This window comes from Corallococcus caeni (assembly GCF_036245865.1).
Taxonomy (GTDB): domain Bacteria; phylum Myxococcota; class Myxococcia; order Myxococcales; family Myxococcaceae; genus Corallococcus; species Corallococcus caeni.
Genome location: NZ_BTTW01000010.1, coordinates 1 through 14,095, shown reverse-complemented (window position 1 = coordinate 14,095; position 14,095 = coordinate 1). Strand labels below are relative to the sequence as shown.

The 14,095-nt window shown below is 69.2% G+C and carries 13 protein-coding genes; 9 read left to right on the top strand and 4 right to left on the bottom strand.

Going from position 1 to position 14,095, the window contains the following annotated elements; all coding sequences use genetic code 11:
• Positions 1 to 58 precede the first annotated feature (58 nt).
• The gene (locus AABA78_RS32910) at positions 59 to 1,564 is read left to right on the top strand and encodes a hypothetical protein (RefSeq protein WP_338269299.1); all 1,506 of its coding nucleotides are present in this window, start codon (positions 59 to 61) and stop codon (positions 1,562 to 1,564) included.
• Positions 1,565 to 1,678: 114 nt separating this feature from the next.
• On the opposite strand, the gene tkt is transcribed toward AABA78_RS32910, so the two are convergent.
• From tkt to AABA78_RS32895, 3 genes are all read right to left on the bottom strand, one after another.
• Positions 1,679 to 3,736 carry a transketolase gene (gene tkt / locus AABA78_RS32905; protein ID WP_338269297.1) on the bottom strand — a complete coding sequence of 686 codons (2,058 nt, stop codon included), beginning with the start codon at positions 3,734 to 3,736 and terminating at the stop codon, positions 1,679 to 1,681.
• Positions 3,737 to 3,864: 128 nt separating this feature from the next.
• Positions 3,865 to 5,070, bottom strand: a complete 1,206-nt coding sequence (locus AABA78_RS32900) for a vWA domain-containing protein (protein ID WP_171414006.1) — start codon at positions 5,068 to 5,070, stop codon at positions 3,865 to 3,867.
• A gap of 20 nt (positions 5,071 to 5,090) precedes the next feature.
• Positions 5,091 to 5,939, bottom strand: a complete 849-nt coding sequence (locus AABA78_RS32895) for an AAA family ATPase (protein WP_171414007.1) — start codon at positions 5,937 to 5,939, stop codon at positions 5,091 to 5,093.
• A 108-nt stretch (positions 5,940 to 6,047) separates the two neighbouring features.
• On the opposite strand from AABA78_RS32895, the gene AABA78_RS32890 reads away from it, so the two are divergent.
• The 6 genes from AABA78_RS32890 to AABA78_RS32865 all read left to right on the top strand — a co-directional run bounded on the left by AABA78_RS32890 (position 6,048) and on the right by AABA78_RS32865 (position 11,660).
• The gene (locus tag AABA78_RS32890) at positions 6,048 to 6,698 is read left to right on the top strand and encodes a vegetative protein (protein ID WP_338269294.1); all 651 of its coding nucleotides are present in this window, start codon (positions 6,048 to 6,050) and stop codon (positions 6,696 to 6,698) included.
• A 132-nt stretch (positions 6,699 to 6,830) separates the two neighbouring features.
• Positions 6,831 to 7,373 (top strand): hypothetical protein, encoded by a 543-nt coding sequence (locus AABA78_RS32885; RefSeq protein ID WP_338269293.1) that lies wholly within the window; start codon positions 6,831 to 6,833, stop codon positions 7,371 to 7,373.
• A 404-nt stretch (positions 7,374 to 7,777) separates the two neighbouring features.
• Positions 7,778 to 8,887 (top strand): 3-oxoacyl-ACP synthase III family protein, encoded by a 1,110-nt coding sequence (locus AABA78_RS32880; RefSeq protein ID WP_171414016.1) that lies wholly within the window; start codon positions 7,778 to 7,780, stop codon positions 8,885 to 8,887.
• A 45-nt stretch (positions 8,888 to 8,932) separates the two neighbouring features.
• Positions 8,933 to 9,550: a DUF2378 family protein gene (locus tag AABA78_RS32875; RefSeq protein ID WP_338269292.1), complete on the top strand. Its 618-nt coding sequence runs from the start codon at positions 8,933 to 8,935 to the stop codon at positions 9,548 to 9,550.
• 41 nt (positions 9,551 to 9,591) lie between these two features.
• The gene (locus AABA78_RS32870; protein WP_338269291.1) at positions 9,592 to 10,107 is read left to right on the top strand and encodes a hypothetical protein; all 516 of its coding nucleotides are present in this window, start codon (positions 9,592 to 9,594) and stop codon (positions 10,105 to 10,107) included.
• A gap of 113 nt (positions 10,108 to 10,220) precedes the next feature.
• On the top strand, positions 10,221 to 11,660 hold the full coding sequence (locus tag AABA78_RS32865) for a hypothetical protein (protein ID WP_338269290.1): 1,440 nt from the start codon (positions 10,221 to 10,223) through the stop codon (positions 11,658 to 11,660).
• A 24-nt stretch (positions 11,661 to 11,684) separates the two neighbouring features.
• Here the strand turns inward: AABA78_RS32865 and AABA78_RS32860 are convergent, their stop codons facing one another.
• Positions 11,685 to 12,167 carry a nuclear transport factor 2 family protein gene (locus AABA78_RS32860; RefSeq protein ID WP_171414013.1) on the bottom strand — a complete coding sequence of 161 codons (483 nt, stop codon included), beginning with the start codon at positions 12,165 to 12,167 and terminating at the stop codon, positions 11,685 to 11,687.
• A gap of 111 nt (positions 12,168 to 12,278) precedes the next feature.
• Between AABA78_RS32860 and def the strand changes: the two genes are divergently transcribed.
• Complete coding sequence (gene def, locus AABA78_RS32855) at positions 12,279 to 12,818, top strand: peptide deformylase (protein ID WP_171414014.1); 540 nt, start codon at positions 12,279 to 12,281, stop codon at positions 12,816 to 12,818.
• A 37-nt stretch (positions 12,819 to 12,855) separates the two neighbouring features.
• Positions 12,856 to 13,548 (top strand): sterol desaturase family protein, encoded by a 693-nt coding sequence (locus tag AABA78_RS32850; RefSeq protein ID WP_171414015.1) that lies wholly within the window; start codon positions 12,856 to 12,858, stop codon positions 13,546 to 13,548.
• Positions 13,549 to 14,095 lie beyond the last annotated feature (547 nt).

Below are 14,095 nucleotides of genomic sequence, written 5' to 3'. Positions count from 1 at the left end.
CAATAGGTCCCGGCATGACCGCTTCCGCAAAGGAAGCCGCTCCTCCCGGAGATCAAAAATGTCCACCATCAAGTCCACCGTCACCACCTCCCTGAACAGCAAGTCGGCCCTGGGCCACAAGGAAGCCGCCCTCCTGAAGGGGTCGTCCTCCCCCGCGAAGCAGGCCGCGGAGGTGAAGGCCACGCTGAACAACATGAAGGCGCAGATGGAGGGCCTGAAGGCGCAGGTCGCGGACCTCAAGGCCCAGCAGCACGTCGGTGACCGCTTCACCCAGCACGGCCACGGCTGCTGGGGCACCCCGTCGCGCGACAACTGGCAGCCCAAGGACCTGGGCGCCATGGTGGAGATGAACAAGCTGAACCAGACCTCCGGCCCCATCAGCGCCGAGCAGTTCGCGGACAGCATCGAGGCCGCCGTCGGGGACCTGGACGGCCAGGCCGCCTCCGGTGAGTACCGCGCCGTCTCCGACTGGGCCGCCAACAACCGCGAGCGCCTCACCCCGGAGGCCCGCCAGGTGATGGACATCTACAGCAAGTACGCGGCGCTCTCCCAGGCGCGCGGCGAGTCCGGCATCCCGCAGGACGACTTCAAGAAGATGCTCTCGGAGATGCGCGACGTGGGTGACGCCAGCGCGAAGAAGTCGCTCGCCCACCTGGACAGCAAGACCCACGGCGGCACGGTGTCCGGCGAGGACATGGCCCGAGCCATCACCCGCGGCACCGCGGACCACGACGGCCAGGCGGCCGGCGCGGAGCTGAAGGAGTTCGAGAAGTGGGCCTCCAAGAACGAGAGCCGCCTGTCCCCGGAGGCCAAGGAGGTGCTGGACGTCTACCGCAAGCACGCCAAGGCCGCGCAGGCGGAAGGGCGCTCCGGCCTCACCGGCAGGGAGACCGCCGCCCTCAACAAGGAGCTGCGCAAGGTGGGCGCCGGTGACGTGAGCGCCCGCAAGGCCACGGAGGCGCTCGACAAGCAGAGCGGCCCCATCTCCGGCGAGGACCTCACCAAGGCCATCAAGGACGGCATCTCCGACACGGACGGCCACTCCTCCACCTCCGAGCTGAAGGAGTTCGAGAAGTGGGCCGCCAAGAACGAGAGCCGCCTCACGCCCGAGGCCCGCGACGTCCTGAAGACCTACCAGGAGGCCGCGAAGAAGGCCGGTCCGGGCGGCATCACGCAGAAGGATGCGGACGCCATGTTCAAGACGATGGAGGGCTTCAAGACCTTCAGCGACAACTCCATGCGTGACGCGCTGGAGGGTCTGGACGCCAAGCCGGGCAAGATCACCGGCAACGACCTGACCGCCGCCATCGAGAAGGGCGCGGGGGACCTGGACGGCCAGGCGGCCGGCAACGAGTTCATCGACACGATGAAGTGGGCCCGCCAGAACTACGACCGCCTCACGCCGGAGGCGAAGAAGGTGGTGGACACCTACGAGAAGTACGCCAACCGCGCGAACTTCCAGGGCTCCGTCGGCATCGACCAGAAGGACTTCAAGAAGATGATCAACGAGATGAAGTTCGTCAGCAACCCGCCCCGCACGCGCCCCATGTTCTACGCGGCCTGATGTGCAGCTGATGCAGGGGGGGATTTGAAGTTGGGGGGATTGGAAGCAGGGGGGACAGAGGTGCCCCGGACCTTCGGGGGAGGGTCCGGGGCCCTTTCATTTTCTACAGGGCCGTCAGTGCTTCTTCGCCTTGGCGATGGTGGCGTGCGCTTCCTTCACCACGTTCTCCACGGTGAAGCCGAACTTCTGCTGCAGCGCCTTGATGGGCGCGGAAGCACCGAAGCTGCGCATGCCGATGACGCTGCCCGTGTGCCCCACCCAGCGCTCCCAGCCGAACGCCGCGCCCTTCTCCACGGACACGCGAGCCTTCACGTTCGGGGGCAGCACGCTGTCCTGGTACTCCTGGGGCTGCTGCTCGAACAGCTCCCACGACGGCATGCTCACCACGCGCGCCTTGACGCCCTCGGCCTTGAGCTTCTCCGCGGCCTCCACCACCAGCGCCACCTCCGTGCCCGTGCCGATGAGGATGACGTCCGGCTTTCCGCCCTCCGCCTCCAGCAGCGTGTACGCGCCCTTGGCCACGCCGGACGCCGGCGCGAACTTCGCGCGGTCCAGCGTGGGCACCGGCTGCCGTGACAGCACGAGCACCACCGGGTGGTGCTGCTGCTGCGCGATGTAGCGCCACGCCTCCGTCACCTCGTTGGCGTCACCGGGGCGCAGCACGATGTTGCCCGGCACCGCGCGCAGGGACATCAGCTGCTCCACCGGCTGGTGCGTGGGGCCGTCCTCGCCCAGGCCAATGGAGTCGTGCGTGAAGATGTGGATGGACGGAATCTCCATCAGCGCCGACAGGCGCATGGCGGGGCGCTCGTAGTCACTGAAGATGAGGAACGTGGCGCTGTAGCCGCGCACGTGGCTCAGGTTGAGGCCGTTGACGATGGAGCCCATCGCGTGCTCGCGCACGCCGAAGTGGATGTTGCGCCCCGAGTACTCGCCCGGCTTCATGGACGTGGACGCGGAGATGTACGTCTTCGTGGACGGGTTCAGGTCCGCGGAGCCGCCGACGAGCCACGGGTAGTTCTTCGCCAGCGCGTTGAGCACCTTGCCGCCGGACTCACGGGTGGCCATGCCCTTCGCGTCCGCGGGGAACACGGGCAGCTCCTTGTCCCAGCCCTCCGGCAGCTCGCGCTTGAGCAGCGCGTCCAGCTCGCGCGCCAGCTCCGGGTGCTGCTTGCGGTAGTCCGCGAAGGACTTCGCCCACGCGTCGTGCAGCGCCTTGCCGCGCGCGCCCATGCGCTCCTGGAAGCGCTCGCGCACGCCGTCGGGCACCAGGAACTGCGCGTCCTCGGGCCAGCCGTAGGCCTTCTTGGTGGCCTTGATTTCGTCGGCGCCCAAGGGCTCGCCGTGGGCGCTGGCGGAGCCCTGCTTCTTGGGCGACCCGTAGCCGATGAACGAGTTGACGATGATGAGCGTGGGCTTGCCGCGCTCGTCCTTGAAGGACTTGTAGGCCTTGGACAGCGCGTCCAGGTCGTTGGCGTCGGTGACCTTGAGCACGCGCCAGCCGTAGCCCTCGAAGCGGCGGCCCACGTCCTCCGTGAAGGCCAGGTCGGTGCTGCCGTCGATGGAGATGTGGTTGCTGTCGTAGATCCAGCACAGGTTGGGCAGCTGGAGGTGGCCCGCGAGCGACGCGGCCTCGGACGCCACGCCCTCCATCATGTCGCCGTCGCCGCAGAGCGCGTAGACGTCATGGGTGAACAGGTCGAAGCCCGGCTTGTTGAAGTGGCTGCCCAGCCACTTGCTGGCGATGGCCATGCCCACGCTGTTGGAGACGCCCGCGCCCAGGGGGCCGGTGGTGGTCTCCACGCCGGTGGTCCAGTGGTACTCCGGGTGGCCCGGGGTGGCGGAGTCCAGCTGGCGGAAGTTGCGGATGTCGTCCAGGGACACGGCCGGCACGTCCGTGACCTTCGCGTCCTTCACGCGCTTCACGCCCGCCAGGTGCAGCAGGCTGTAGAGCAGCATGGAGGCGTGGCCGTTGGACAGGATGAAGCGGTCGCGGTCCGGCCAGTTCGGCGTGGCCGGGTCATAGCGCAGCTCCTGCTGCCACAGCTGATAGGCCACGGGAGCCAGCGCCATGGGCGCGCCCGGGTGGCCCGAGTGGGCCTTCTCCACCGCGTCCATCGACAGCGTGCGGATGGTGTTGATTGCCTGGGTATCGATCTTCTCGGTCGTCATGCGGCCTCCCGCGCTGAGCCTGCGTCGCGGGCGCACCATGCCGTAACCGGGGCCGGGACGCCGCACGAAACGCGCCCGTCCGTCGGCAGGCACACCGACGGTCGGGCAGGCTCACACCTTTCCGGGAATTACCGCCGCGCCGCCGCCCCGCGGGGCGTCTTCCCGCGCGTCAGGTGGTTCACCGCCTCACCCAGCCCCTCCACGGTGAGGGCGAACATGGGGAACACGTTGGCGATGATCGCGATGGAGCCCGTGCGCCACGACCCGCGAGGCTCCGGGTTGAGCCACACGTTGCGCTCGAAGTGCTGCGCCAGTTGCATCAGCCACGTGAGCCCCTCCAGCCCCTCCTGCCGGTACTGGCCATTGGCATCCGTGCGGATGCCCAGCTCATACGGGGCCATGGACGCGTCGCCCACCATCACCAGCTTGTGATGCCTTCCCACCTGCGCGGTGAGCTCCGGCACGGTGAGGCCGCCCGTCAGCTGCGGCGTGGCGTACAGCTTCCCGTAGACGCAGTTGTGGAAGTAGTAGGTCCGCAGCTCCTTGAAGTGCGAGGCCTGGCTGGCGACGCTGAACAGCCGGCTCACCAGGTGCGCGTACGGGTCCATGGAGCCGCCCACGTCCATGCACAGCACCACGCGCGTGTTGGGACGTCGCGGCGGACGCGTCACCACCTCCAGCTCGCCCGCGTTCTTCGCGGTGGCGGCGATGCTCTCCTCCACGTCCAGCTCCTCCGCCGCGCCCTCGCGCGCGAAGGCCCGCAGCTTGCGCAGCGCCACCGCCATCTGCCGCGTGTCCAGCACCACGTCGTCGCGGTAGCCCGCGTACTTGCGCGCGCCGGCCTGCCACAGCGCCTGGCCCTGCCGCCCGCCCGTGCCGCCAACGCGCACGCCCTGCCGGGCCACGCCGTTGTTGCCAAAGGCAGACGCGCCGCCCGTGCCCACCCAGCGGTTGCCGCCGTCATGGCGCTCGGTCTGCTCCTTCAGCCGCTGCTCCAGCTGCCGGCGCAGCTCTTCCGGGTCCCACTGCTCCAGCAGCGCCAGCTCCTCCGGGCTCAAGTCCGTGCGCTCCTTGGCCTCCTCCAGCCAGGACAGCAGCTCCTCGGTGAGCTTCAGCGCTTCGGAGGCGACGCCCTGGAAGTGGAACAGGAACGCCTGGTCAAAGGCATCCAGCTGCGTCTCCGAGTGCACCAGGAGCGCGCGAGCCACGTGGTAGAACCCATCCAGGCTGCTGTCATGCAGCCCGGCCTTCAGCGCCCCGGCCAGGGCGAGCGCCTCCTGCGCGCCCACCTTCACCCCGCGCTTTCGCAGCTCGTAGAAGAACGGCAGGAACATGGCGTGGTCCCCGTGCCGCCTTAAGCGCGCGTCCGCCGGCCGCGCCCGAAGGCCTCGGCCACCGCCACCAGGTCCTGCTCCTTCTTGAGCAGCGCGCCCAGGAACGGCAGCTGCTCCTCCAGCTTCAACTCCACCACGCCGTTGGCCTTGAGCACGGAGATCCAGTCGACCAGCTCGCTGGTGGAGGGCCGCTTGCGCAGCCGCGTCATCGCGCGCAGCTCGTAGAAGACCTTGAGCGCCTGGTCCGCCAGCGCCGGGTCCAGCCCCGGGTGGTGCACGTCCACGATGCGCTGCATGAGCTCGCGCTCCGGGAAGTCGATGAAGTGGAACACGCACCGGCGCAGGAACGCGTCGGGCAATTCCTTCTCGTTGTTGCTGGTGATGAGCACGACGGGGCGGTTCTTCGCCACGACCTCGTCGTTCGTCTCGGAGATGCGGAAGCGCATCCGATCCAGCTCGTGGAGCAGGTCGTTGGGGAACTCCAGGTCCGCCTTGTCCACCTCGTCAATGAGCAACACCACGCGCTCGGGGGACGCGAAGGCCTCGCCCAGCGGCCCCAGGCGGATGTATCGCCGGATGTCTCGCACGTCCCCGTCCCCGAAGCGCGAGTCATACAGCCGCTGCACGGTGTCGTAGACATACAAGCCGTCCTGCGCGCGCGTGGTGCTCTTCACGTGCCAGGTGAGCAGCTTCAATCCCAGTCCCTGGGCAATCGCTTCCGCCAGGAGTGTTTTGCCGGTGCCGGGCTCACCCTTGACCAGCAGGGGGCGCTGGAGCGTGAGGGCGCAGTTGACGGCGGCCTGCAGGCCCTCGCTCGTGAGGTAGGAGTCGGTGCCGCGGAAGCGGACGGGAGTGGGAACCGGAGTCATGGTTGGTTCCTTTAACATCCTGGGGAATGTTTCCATCCCCTACCCGGCGGATGGGTGTATATCCTGCCCCACATGGCCCCACTTTCACTTGAGACCGAACTCCGCGACATGGTCCGTCGCGAGTTGCAACTGCAACTGGCTCCCGTTCAGAAGGCCGTGGCCCGTATGGCCAAGGGGCTGGATGCGCTGGACGCGCTGCGCGCGGTGACGGACCGCCTGGCGCCGCTGTCCAGCCGCCTGGGTGCCGTGGCGGGCGTGCGCACGCCCACGCTGGCGCCGGAGCCGGCCGTCCGCCGCGGTCCGGGCCGTCCGCCGAAGTCCGCCGCGAAGGCCGCCCCGGCCGCGAAGGCCGCGCCTGCCGCGAAGGCCGCGCCCGCCGCGAAGATGCCGGCCGCGAAGGCCGCGCCCGCCGCGAAGATGCCGGCCGCGAAGTCCCCGGGCCGCCCGCCGAAGGCCGCCGCCGCGGAAGACAACCAGGCCTGCGCCGTCATCGGTTGCAAGCGCCAGAGCCGCTCCAAGGGCTACTGCTCGGCGCACTACCAGAAGCTGCGCCTGCTCATCCGCACCGACCGCCGCCCGGACGCGTGGGTGGATGGCGCCCGGCCGCAGTCGGTCCCGGACGTCACGCTGCCTCGCGGTCGCGCGGGCAGCCAGGCGCTGAAGGAAGCCGCGAAGCCGGCCGCGCCCGTCGCTCCGCCCAAGCCCAAGGCCTGGGTGCGCAAGAAGGGCTCCAGCGGCGGCATGGTGTCGCTGACCTGACGGAGGACGTCGTCCGCGCGCCTCCCCGCGTGGCGGGTCGCCCAGGGCGGCCCGCCGTGCGTGCCTCGGGCGCGACACGCGCTGCTTCCTTCGGGTTGACATGGAGGCCGTGGAGGTGTGAATCCCGGCCCCATGAGCGAGCAATATCCAGTCACCGTCGCGGTCCGCCGTCCCGACGGTCAGGTGGAGCAGGTCCGGGTGGGCACGGCGTACAGGAACGGCGAAGGTTTCACGCTGCAGCTGGGTGAGCTGTCCATGAGCGCCACGCCCGTCGCGGCGGCCCCGGCGGCCTACCGTCGCCCCGCGGCCTCGGGCGCCCCGTCCGGCGGTGGCGGAGGAGGGGGCGGCGACGGCACGCTCCTCCCCAACTACGGCCGCAGCAAGGGCGCCCCCGTCTACGGCGCCAGCCTCCAGGACCTGGAGTTCTACGCCAACGGCGCGCGCCGCTCCCTGGCGGACCCCAGCAAGTCCCGGTGGCACGACAAGGAGCGCCAGCTCCTGTCCGCCATCGAGACGGAGATCGCCCGGCAGCGCGGTGAGGGCGGCGGCGGCGGTGAACCGCCCGCGCGTGGCGGCGGTGGAGGCCGGGGCGGTGGCTACGGCGGCTACGGCGGCAACCCGCCGGACGACGGCGACATCCCGCCCCCCGGCGACGACGACAACATCCCGTTCTGAGGGAAACCCTCTGGCCCCGCGGCAATCGACAGCCGCGGGAGATCCAATCGGGCCCGCATTACGCAAGACAGGGGGCGCGGTGCTTTGCGGTACCGCGGGCCGTTGACTTTCTTGAAGAGATGAAAGACACCGTGAGCGCTTCCGGTGTTCACCAAAAGTGAATTGACACACCGCGTGTGGTTCATTCCGCTTCGGTTGCTTCACTTTTGAATCGTCCCCCATCCCACGGATTTTTCTCACTTCAGGGGCTGTTCTGTCATCGCGTGTACTTCACGCATGAAGCAGTCAAGTGAAGGAACTCCGTCTTTCCAAGGGTTTAGGAAGTGGCCTGGAACGTGCTCTATGCACGTGTGCCAGGGAATCCATCCCGTCCGGCGAGGCTGTGAAATCGCGAGGCCATGGAAATGACCGAACGGGTGTGTGTCGTGGGCGCCGGTTCCTTCGTCCCGACGAGGACCATCTCCAACGAGCGGATCGCCAAGGCCATCCCCGGTTGGTCGGCCGCCCGCATCGAAGAGAAGATTGGCATCAAGGAGCGCCGCTTCCTCTGGGACTTCGACGATGAGACGGGCCGCGCCATCCCCCCGCCGGACGACGTGCTGGGGCGCTTCTACCCGGCGACGAACACGGACATGTGCGAGGTGTCCCTGCGCCAGGCCCTGTCGCGCGGCGGCGTGGACCCCAAGGAGCTGGACGCGCTGTTCGTGGTGACGTGCACCCCGGACGCGCCGCACTTCAACCACGACGCCATGGCGCTGCACGAACGGCTGGGCCTGCGCGAGGACGCCTTCGCGCTGGTGGTGGACGACGGCTGCGGCGGCACGCCCTACGTGCTGGACCTGGTGCGCAAGATGATGGAGGGCGGCCGCTTCCGCACGGTGGCGGTGGTGGCCTCGGCGTTCACCTCGCCGCTGCTCAACCGGGAGGTCTACACGGACGAGCTGCCGCCCACGCCGGGCCGCCCCAAGGCGCTCAATGCCTACCTGTCCATGTATGTCTTCGGGGACGGCGCGGGCGCGGTGGTGCTGCGCACGCAGCAGGGGGAGGAGGACGGCCCGGGCATCCTCTCTTCCTTCTCAGGCAACGCGTACGCGGAGCTGGTGTCGCGCCGGGGCGGCGGCATGCTGAAGCTGCCCTACCAGCCGGGTCGCACGCGCCCGTCGGAGATGGCCTTCGTGGTGGACGGCTTCAAGGTCGCGCGCAGCTACCCGGAGTACATGCAGAAGTGCCTGGACGCGGTGCTCACCCCCGCCGTGCGCGAGCAGGTGAAGCGCTACTACTTCCACCAGCCCAACAAGCGGGTGATGGACTCGTTCGTGAACCGCGCGGGCCTGCCCAAGGAGGCCGTGGCCTGCAACGTGGACCGGATTGGCAACACGTCCGCGGCCGGGATGTTGATTCTCCTGGCGGAGGACCTGGAGCTGGGTCGTGTGGCACTCGGCAGTGGGGACCTGGTGGTGGTGGCGGCCGTGGGCGCCAACGTCCATTATGGGGCCCAGCTCGTGCGGCTGTAGTCCGCACGGGTGTTCATCTCCTCCCCCCCGGAGATTTCCCCCTCTATGAGTGAGCAGCGCAAGGAAGTATCCGGCTTGGATCCGGCCATCGCGCAGGACCTGGAGAAACGCCTGGTCCTGGCGACCCCCGACGACACGGCCCGAGGCATGTTCTTCAACGGCGCGCTGAACGCGGTGCGCATCCTCGGCGGCGACGCCGCGGTGGAGAAGTGCCTGGCGGTGGTGCCGGAGAAGAAGTTCGTGGATTTCTTCAACTACCCGGTGTCGGGCTTCCTGAAGCTGTCCTTCACGGGAGCGCAGCTGATGGGGCCGCAGCTGGGCGGCTTCGACGCGATGTTGCGCAAGATGGGCACGCAGGCCACCACGGACTTCCTGTCGTCGGCGGCGGGCAAGACGCTGCTGCTCCTCGCGGGAGACAGCCCCAAGCGGCTGGTGACGAACCTGCCCACGGGCTACCGCGCGGCGGTGAGCTACGGCGACCGCAGCGTGGAGTGGTCCAGCGACCGCGCGGGCAAGCTCCAGATGAAGCGGGACTTCATGCCGCCCGCGTACCATGAAGGCGTGCTCCAGGCGGTCATCGAGGCGCTGGGCGCCCGGGGCGTGCAGGTGAAGGGCCGGCAGACGGGGCCTGTGGATACGGAGTACGCGCTGTCCTGGCAGTGACCTGAGCACGAACCCCGCGGTCCTGAAGGATGGGTTTGAACATGACGCGGGAGCAGGCGGGAGCGACGGTGCGGCTGCAGTCCGGCACCGAGTGGGTGTATGCCTTTCGCTCGCAGGAGGACGCCGCAACGCCGCCGGATGAAGCGGTGTGCGCGGCGGCGCCCTTCGCCCCCACCGTGAAGCTGGGCGCGGGCCTCTACGTGCCCGCGGGCGATGGCAATTACGAACGGGTGGGCTCGGCGACGGCCTGCTTCCGGCTGACGGACCGGGCCTTCACCCCGGGCACGCAGGTGCCGTTCTACGCGCGCTTCCTCCTGCCCGTGGGCGCCTTCACCGCGGTGGGCGAGTGCACGCTCATGAGCAACGACCAGCCCCAGGCGGGCGTCGTGCTCGCGGGCGGCACGCTGAAGCTGGTGGAGGTGCCGCCGGGCTTCGCGGGCGGCATGCTGTCCAACCTCAGCGTGTTCAACCCGCTCAAGCTGCCCGGCTTCGCCACCGGCTCGTACTACACGCTCTACACCTTCCGGAAGGAAGGCCCGGGCACCCCCAGCCCCTGAGCGATGAGCCCCGTGCGCCGGTCCCCCTCCCGGCGCGTCCAGGTGAACAGGAATGTCGGGGATGCCTGGGAGAATGCGTCCCTGGGCATCCGACGCCATCTCGAGGGGGACACATGGAAAGCAGGTGGAAGCCGCTCTACGAATCGCTCGGCTACCGGCCGCCCGCGACAGGCCGGGACGCGCCGGAAGCCCCTCCGCCGGAGGACACGGACCTGCCCCTCCTGGGCCCGGAGGAGCTGGAGGCGCTCAAGTCCGCCTTCCTGCGTGAACCGGAGGACGTGCTGCGCTGGACGGAGAGCGGCCTGGGCGCGAGGGTCACGGTGGGCGCGTTCGTGGAGGTGCTGCGCGAGCTCGAGCTGCTCTTCACGGACCCGGGCCAGTTCCAGGAGCGCCTGGACGCGACGGAGCGCCACGCCCGGCAGGGGACGGGAGGGCTGCCCGCGGACTTCACCTTCCCGCTGAGGACGGAGGAGATCCCCATCGACCCCACGCGCACGCGCTTCGAGCCCCAGGCGGACCTGCGAGGCTGGCTGTTGTTCAGCGGCCCCGTCTGGCTGGAGCAGGGCGCGGCGGCGCGGCAGGCCCCGTTCCGCTGGCACTTCGGCGCCAGGAGCCGCTTCGTCTATCCCATGCGGGAGCCGGAGCCGGGACAGCCGGTGGAGGTCGCGCTCTTCGCGGACTTCGGCACGGGCGAATACCCCTCGCGGTACATCGCCCGGCAGTTGGTGATGCGCGGCGAGCGCCTGGACTGCGCGGTGCACCTGGGCGGCGTCTTCTACGCGGGCCGCCAGGGCGAGTTCGACGCGCACGTGGCGCAGCCGCTGGAGCCGCTGCTCGGGACGACGGCGCTGCTGACGCTGAACGCGCCGCCGGAGATGCGCTCGGGCGCGGGCGCCTACTTCCGCTACCTGGACGAGCGGCGGGGCGCCGGCCCCCGTCACCCGCAGGAGGGCAGCTACTTCTGCCTCGCCTCGGAGCGCTTCCAGCTCATCGGCCTGGACACCGCCTGGTTCGAAGCGGGCCGCCACCGCGAGCCCGCGCTGCTGCAATGGCTGGAGCAGCGCCTGTCGGAGGGGCGCCGGCGCGGAGCCATGAACATCCTGCTGAGCCACGCCGCGCCCTATGGGCCGGACGCGAAACAGCTGGCCCCCCTGGTGACGGAGGACCTGCGGGCCCTGGTCGTGGAGCGCGAATGGGTGGACCTCTGGTGCTGGGGAGATGCCCAGGCCGGAGCGCTGTACGACCGGGCACCCGGCCTGCCCTTCCTCGGCGCCAGCCTGGGCCACGGGGGCTTCCCCTCCGAGCGGAGGGATGCCCCGGAGTCCCCGGTGGCACCGGTCCACTTCTTCGAATCCCGGCCGCGCTTCCCGGAGTGGACGGGCGTGCGCCAGGACCGGGGCAACCATGGCCACGCGACGCTCTGGCTGCACGCGGACGGCACGGCGTCACTGCGCTTCACGGACTGGATGGGACAGGTGCGCTGCGAGGCGACCCTGTCGCGCCAGGGCCCCAGGGGGCCCGTGACGCTGAAGACGCTCGACGTGAAGGAGTGAGTCGGGGGCCCTCGGGAGCCGCCCTCAAGCCCCCTCGATGCCGCGCTCCTTCATGTACTTGCGCAGCCCCGCGGCGCCCTGGGAGCGCACCTTGTTGTGCAAGAGCGGCGTCCACCCGAGCGCCCAGCCCACGGGCCCCAGCGCCTGCCGCGACCAGGTCCAGAAGGGGAACCGGTCCGTGTGGCGGAGGATCTTCCCGTCCTTGAACTCGAAGGTCGCGTCGATGCGGTTGAGCACCTTCCGGCCCGTCTGGCTGAAGGTGTAGCGCGCATCCCAGTGGGCGCTGCCGGTGCGGTCATCGGCCTGGACCTGGCTGAAGACGAGCTCCAGGTCCTTGCCGCGCTCCAGCAGCATGCGCCACATGGAGGTGACGCCCGCGTAGCGCAGGTTCTGGAACACGGCGTCGTTGAACTCCACGTCGGGGTGGTAGCAGGCGGCCATTCCGTCCGCGTCGCGCCGCTGGAAGGCCGAATAGAAGTCGGTGATGAGCTGGGAGTGCGGGTGCATGTCGACGGTCTATCAGACCCGTCCGGCGGAGCGCTCGGGGCCGCCCGGAGGGTGCGCCGGCGCGCGGAAAGTGCCGAGCAATGGCGGAAACCGCATGGCAGAGTCGCGCGCATGGCTCGCGACATCGTCATCTGGCCCCACAAGGTTCTCACCACGTCCACGCAGCCCGTGACCGACTTCGGCCCGGCGCTCGAAACCCTCCTCCAGGAGATGTCGGAGGCCATGGCGGAAGCCAAGGGCATCGGCATCGCGGCCAACCAGGTGGGAGTCCCCCTGCGCGTGGCCATCGTCGGCCGGGAGGACGGCACCCAGTTCGAGATCGTGAACCCCCAGCTGCTGTCGAAGGAGGGGAGCGTGAAGCTGGAGGAGGGCTGCCTCTCCGTGCCGGACGTGTGGGAGAAGTGCCCCCGCGTCGAGCGGGTGAAGGTCCGCTACCAGGACAAGACGGCCCAGTGGCACGAACTGGAGGCGGAAGGCCGTCTCGCGCACGTGCTCCAGCACGAAATCGACCACCTGGACGGCCACGTCTTCGTGGACCACCTCTCCAGCCTGAAGCGGACCCTCATCCTGGACCGCATGAAGAAGCTGCAGAAGTCGCTCGCACGCCGGAAGGAAGAGCCCTCGGAAGGCAAGGGGACGAAGCGCTCCTAGCTGAACGGTAGAGACGGGGCGCGCTACGCTCGAGCGCATGGAAACGCGCCCCGTCCCCCGTCAGGTCCAGGCCTTCCGTGAGGAGTACCGGGCCCGGAGCATCGGGCCGGGCTACCGGGGCCAGGCCCACTTCGCCTTCACCAGCCTCGTCTGTCTGGGGGGAATCGCCCTGGCGCTGAGCCGGGTGGAGGCCCCCCGCCTCTGGGAGCTGCTCGGGGTCCCCGCGGTCATCGCCCTCGCGAACACGGTCGAGTTCCTCGGCCACCGGGGCCCGATGCACCACCGCACCAGGGGACTGGGGCTCGTCTTCGAACGGCACACCGCCCAGCACCACCGCTTCTTCACCCACGAGGCGATGACCTACGAGTCCCCCCGGGACTTCAAGATGGTGCTCTTCCCTCCGGTCCTGCTCCTCTTCTTCCTGGGAGCCATCGCCGCGCCGCTGGGAGCGCTCTGCTTCCTGCTGATTTCCCCCAACGCGGGCTGGCTCTTCATCGCCACGGCGCTCGGCTACTACCTCGCGTACGAGTGGGTGCACTTCGCCACGCACCTGCCGAGCAACCATTGGAGCGCCAGGCTGCCCGGCATCTCGTTTCTCCGAAGCCACCATCAGGTGCACCACGAGCCCAGCAAGATGGGGCGCCACAACTTCAACATCACCTTTCCCCTCGGAGACGGGCTCTTCGGGACACGCTGGCGCGCCCCGCTGGATGAGGAGCAGGGGAGGTGACGAGGAAAGAAGAAAGCTGGAGCCGGGGGTTCACACCTTGGAACGGCGTACCCATATCCCCGGCGGTTGGGGACGAATGATCAGGCCCGGATCAACAAGGGTTTGACGTCGCCGAATCGAAGCGTTAGACACTGGACCTCCGCGCAGCGAGCCGACGGCCTCAGGTCCCTCGGGACGCCAGCACGGGGAAGAAAAGGATCGACGAAGGTTGTTGATCCCGAACGCGGCGAAGAGGTAGAAGCCGCGCCCCGCCCGAACGGCTCCGAACGAAGCAGCTCGGAACACTGGGCAGACAGCAGCAGACGGTCGCCACCAAAATGGTTGATCGCGGATGCGGTGGTGGTACAAGCCGCGCCCCTCGCTTCGAAGCCCGCGCACTGGCGCGGAAGGCACTTCGGAGAGAGCGCAGGACCGACAAGGAAATAGGGCAGTCAACGAGCGGGTTGACAGCGAACGCGGCGAAGAGATAGAAGCCGCGCCCCCACCGAAGAGAAGCAGTCCGGCAGGCAACACACGGACGGCAAGCGGTGAAGGAAGCTGACAGCAA

Excerpts from the sequence above, each read along its gene's own strand:
- AABA78_RS32870 (WP_338269291.1), top strand. The coding sequence starts at position 9,592 with ATGACGCGGGAGCAGGCGGGAGCGACGGTGCGGCTGCAGTCCGGCACC.
- AABA78_RS32885 (WP_338269293.1), top strand. The coding sequence starts at position 6,831 with ATGAGCGAGCAATATCCAGTCACCGTCGCGGTCCGCCGTCCCGACGGT.
- def (WP_171414014.1), top strand. The coding sequence starts at position 12,279 with ATGGCTCGCGACATCGTCATCTGGCCCCACAAGGTTCTCACCACGTCC.
- AABA78_RS32850 (WP_171414015.1), top strand. The coding sequence starts at position 12,856 with ATGGAAACGCGCCCCGTCCCCCGTCAGGTCCAGGCCTTCCGTGAGGAG.
- AABA78_RS32890 (WP_338269294.1), top strand. The coding sequence starts at position 6,048 with ATGGTCCGTCGCGAGTTGCAACTGCAACTGGCTCCCGTTCAGAAGGCC.
- AABA78_RS32875 (WP_338269292.1), top strand. The coding sequence starts at position 8,933 with ATGAGTGAGCAGCGCAAGGAAGTATCCGGCTTGGATCCGGCCATCGCG.
- AABA78_RS32910 (WP_338269299.1), top strand. The coding sequence starts at position 59 with ATGTCCACCATCAAGTCCACCGTCACCACCTCCCTGAACAGCAAGTCG.
- tkt (WP_338269297.1), bottom strand. The coding sequence starts at position 3,736 with ATGACGACCGAGAAGATCGATACCCAGGCAATCAACACCATCCGCACG.
- AABA78_RS32900 (WP_171414006.1), bottom strand. The coding sequence starts at position 5,070 with ATGTTCCTGCCGTTCTTCTACGAGCTGCGAAAGCGCGGGGTGAAGGTG.
- AABA78_RS32880 (WP_171414016.1), top strand. The coding sequence starts at position 7,778 with ATGACCGAACGGGTGTGTGTCGTGGGCGCCGGTTCCTTCGTCCCGACG.
- AABA78_RS32865 (WP_338269290.1), top strand. The coding sequence starts at position 10,221 with ATGGAAAGCAGGTGGAAGCCGCTCTACGAATCGCTCGGCTACCGGCCG.
- AABA78_RS32895 (WP_171414007.1), bottom strand. The coding sequence starts at position 5,939 with ATGACTCCGGTTCCCACTCCCGTCCGCTTCCGCGGCACCGACTCCTAC.
- AABA78_RS32860 (WP_171414013.1), bottom strand. The coding sequence starts at position 12,167 with ATGCACCCGCACTCCCAGCTCATCACCGACTTCTATTCGGCCTTCCAG.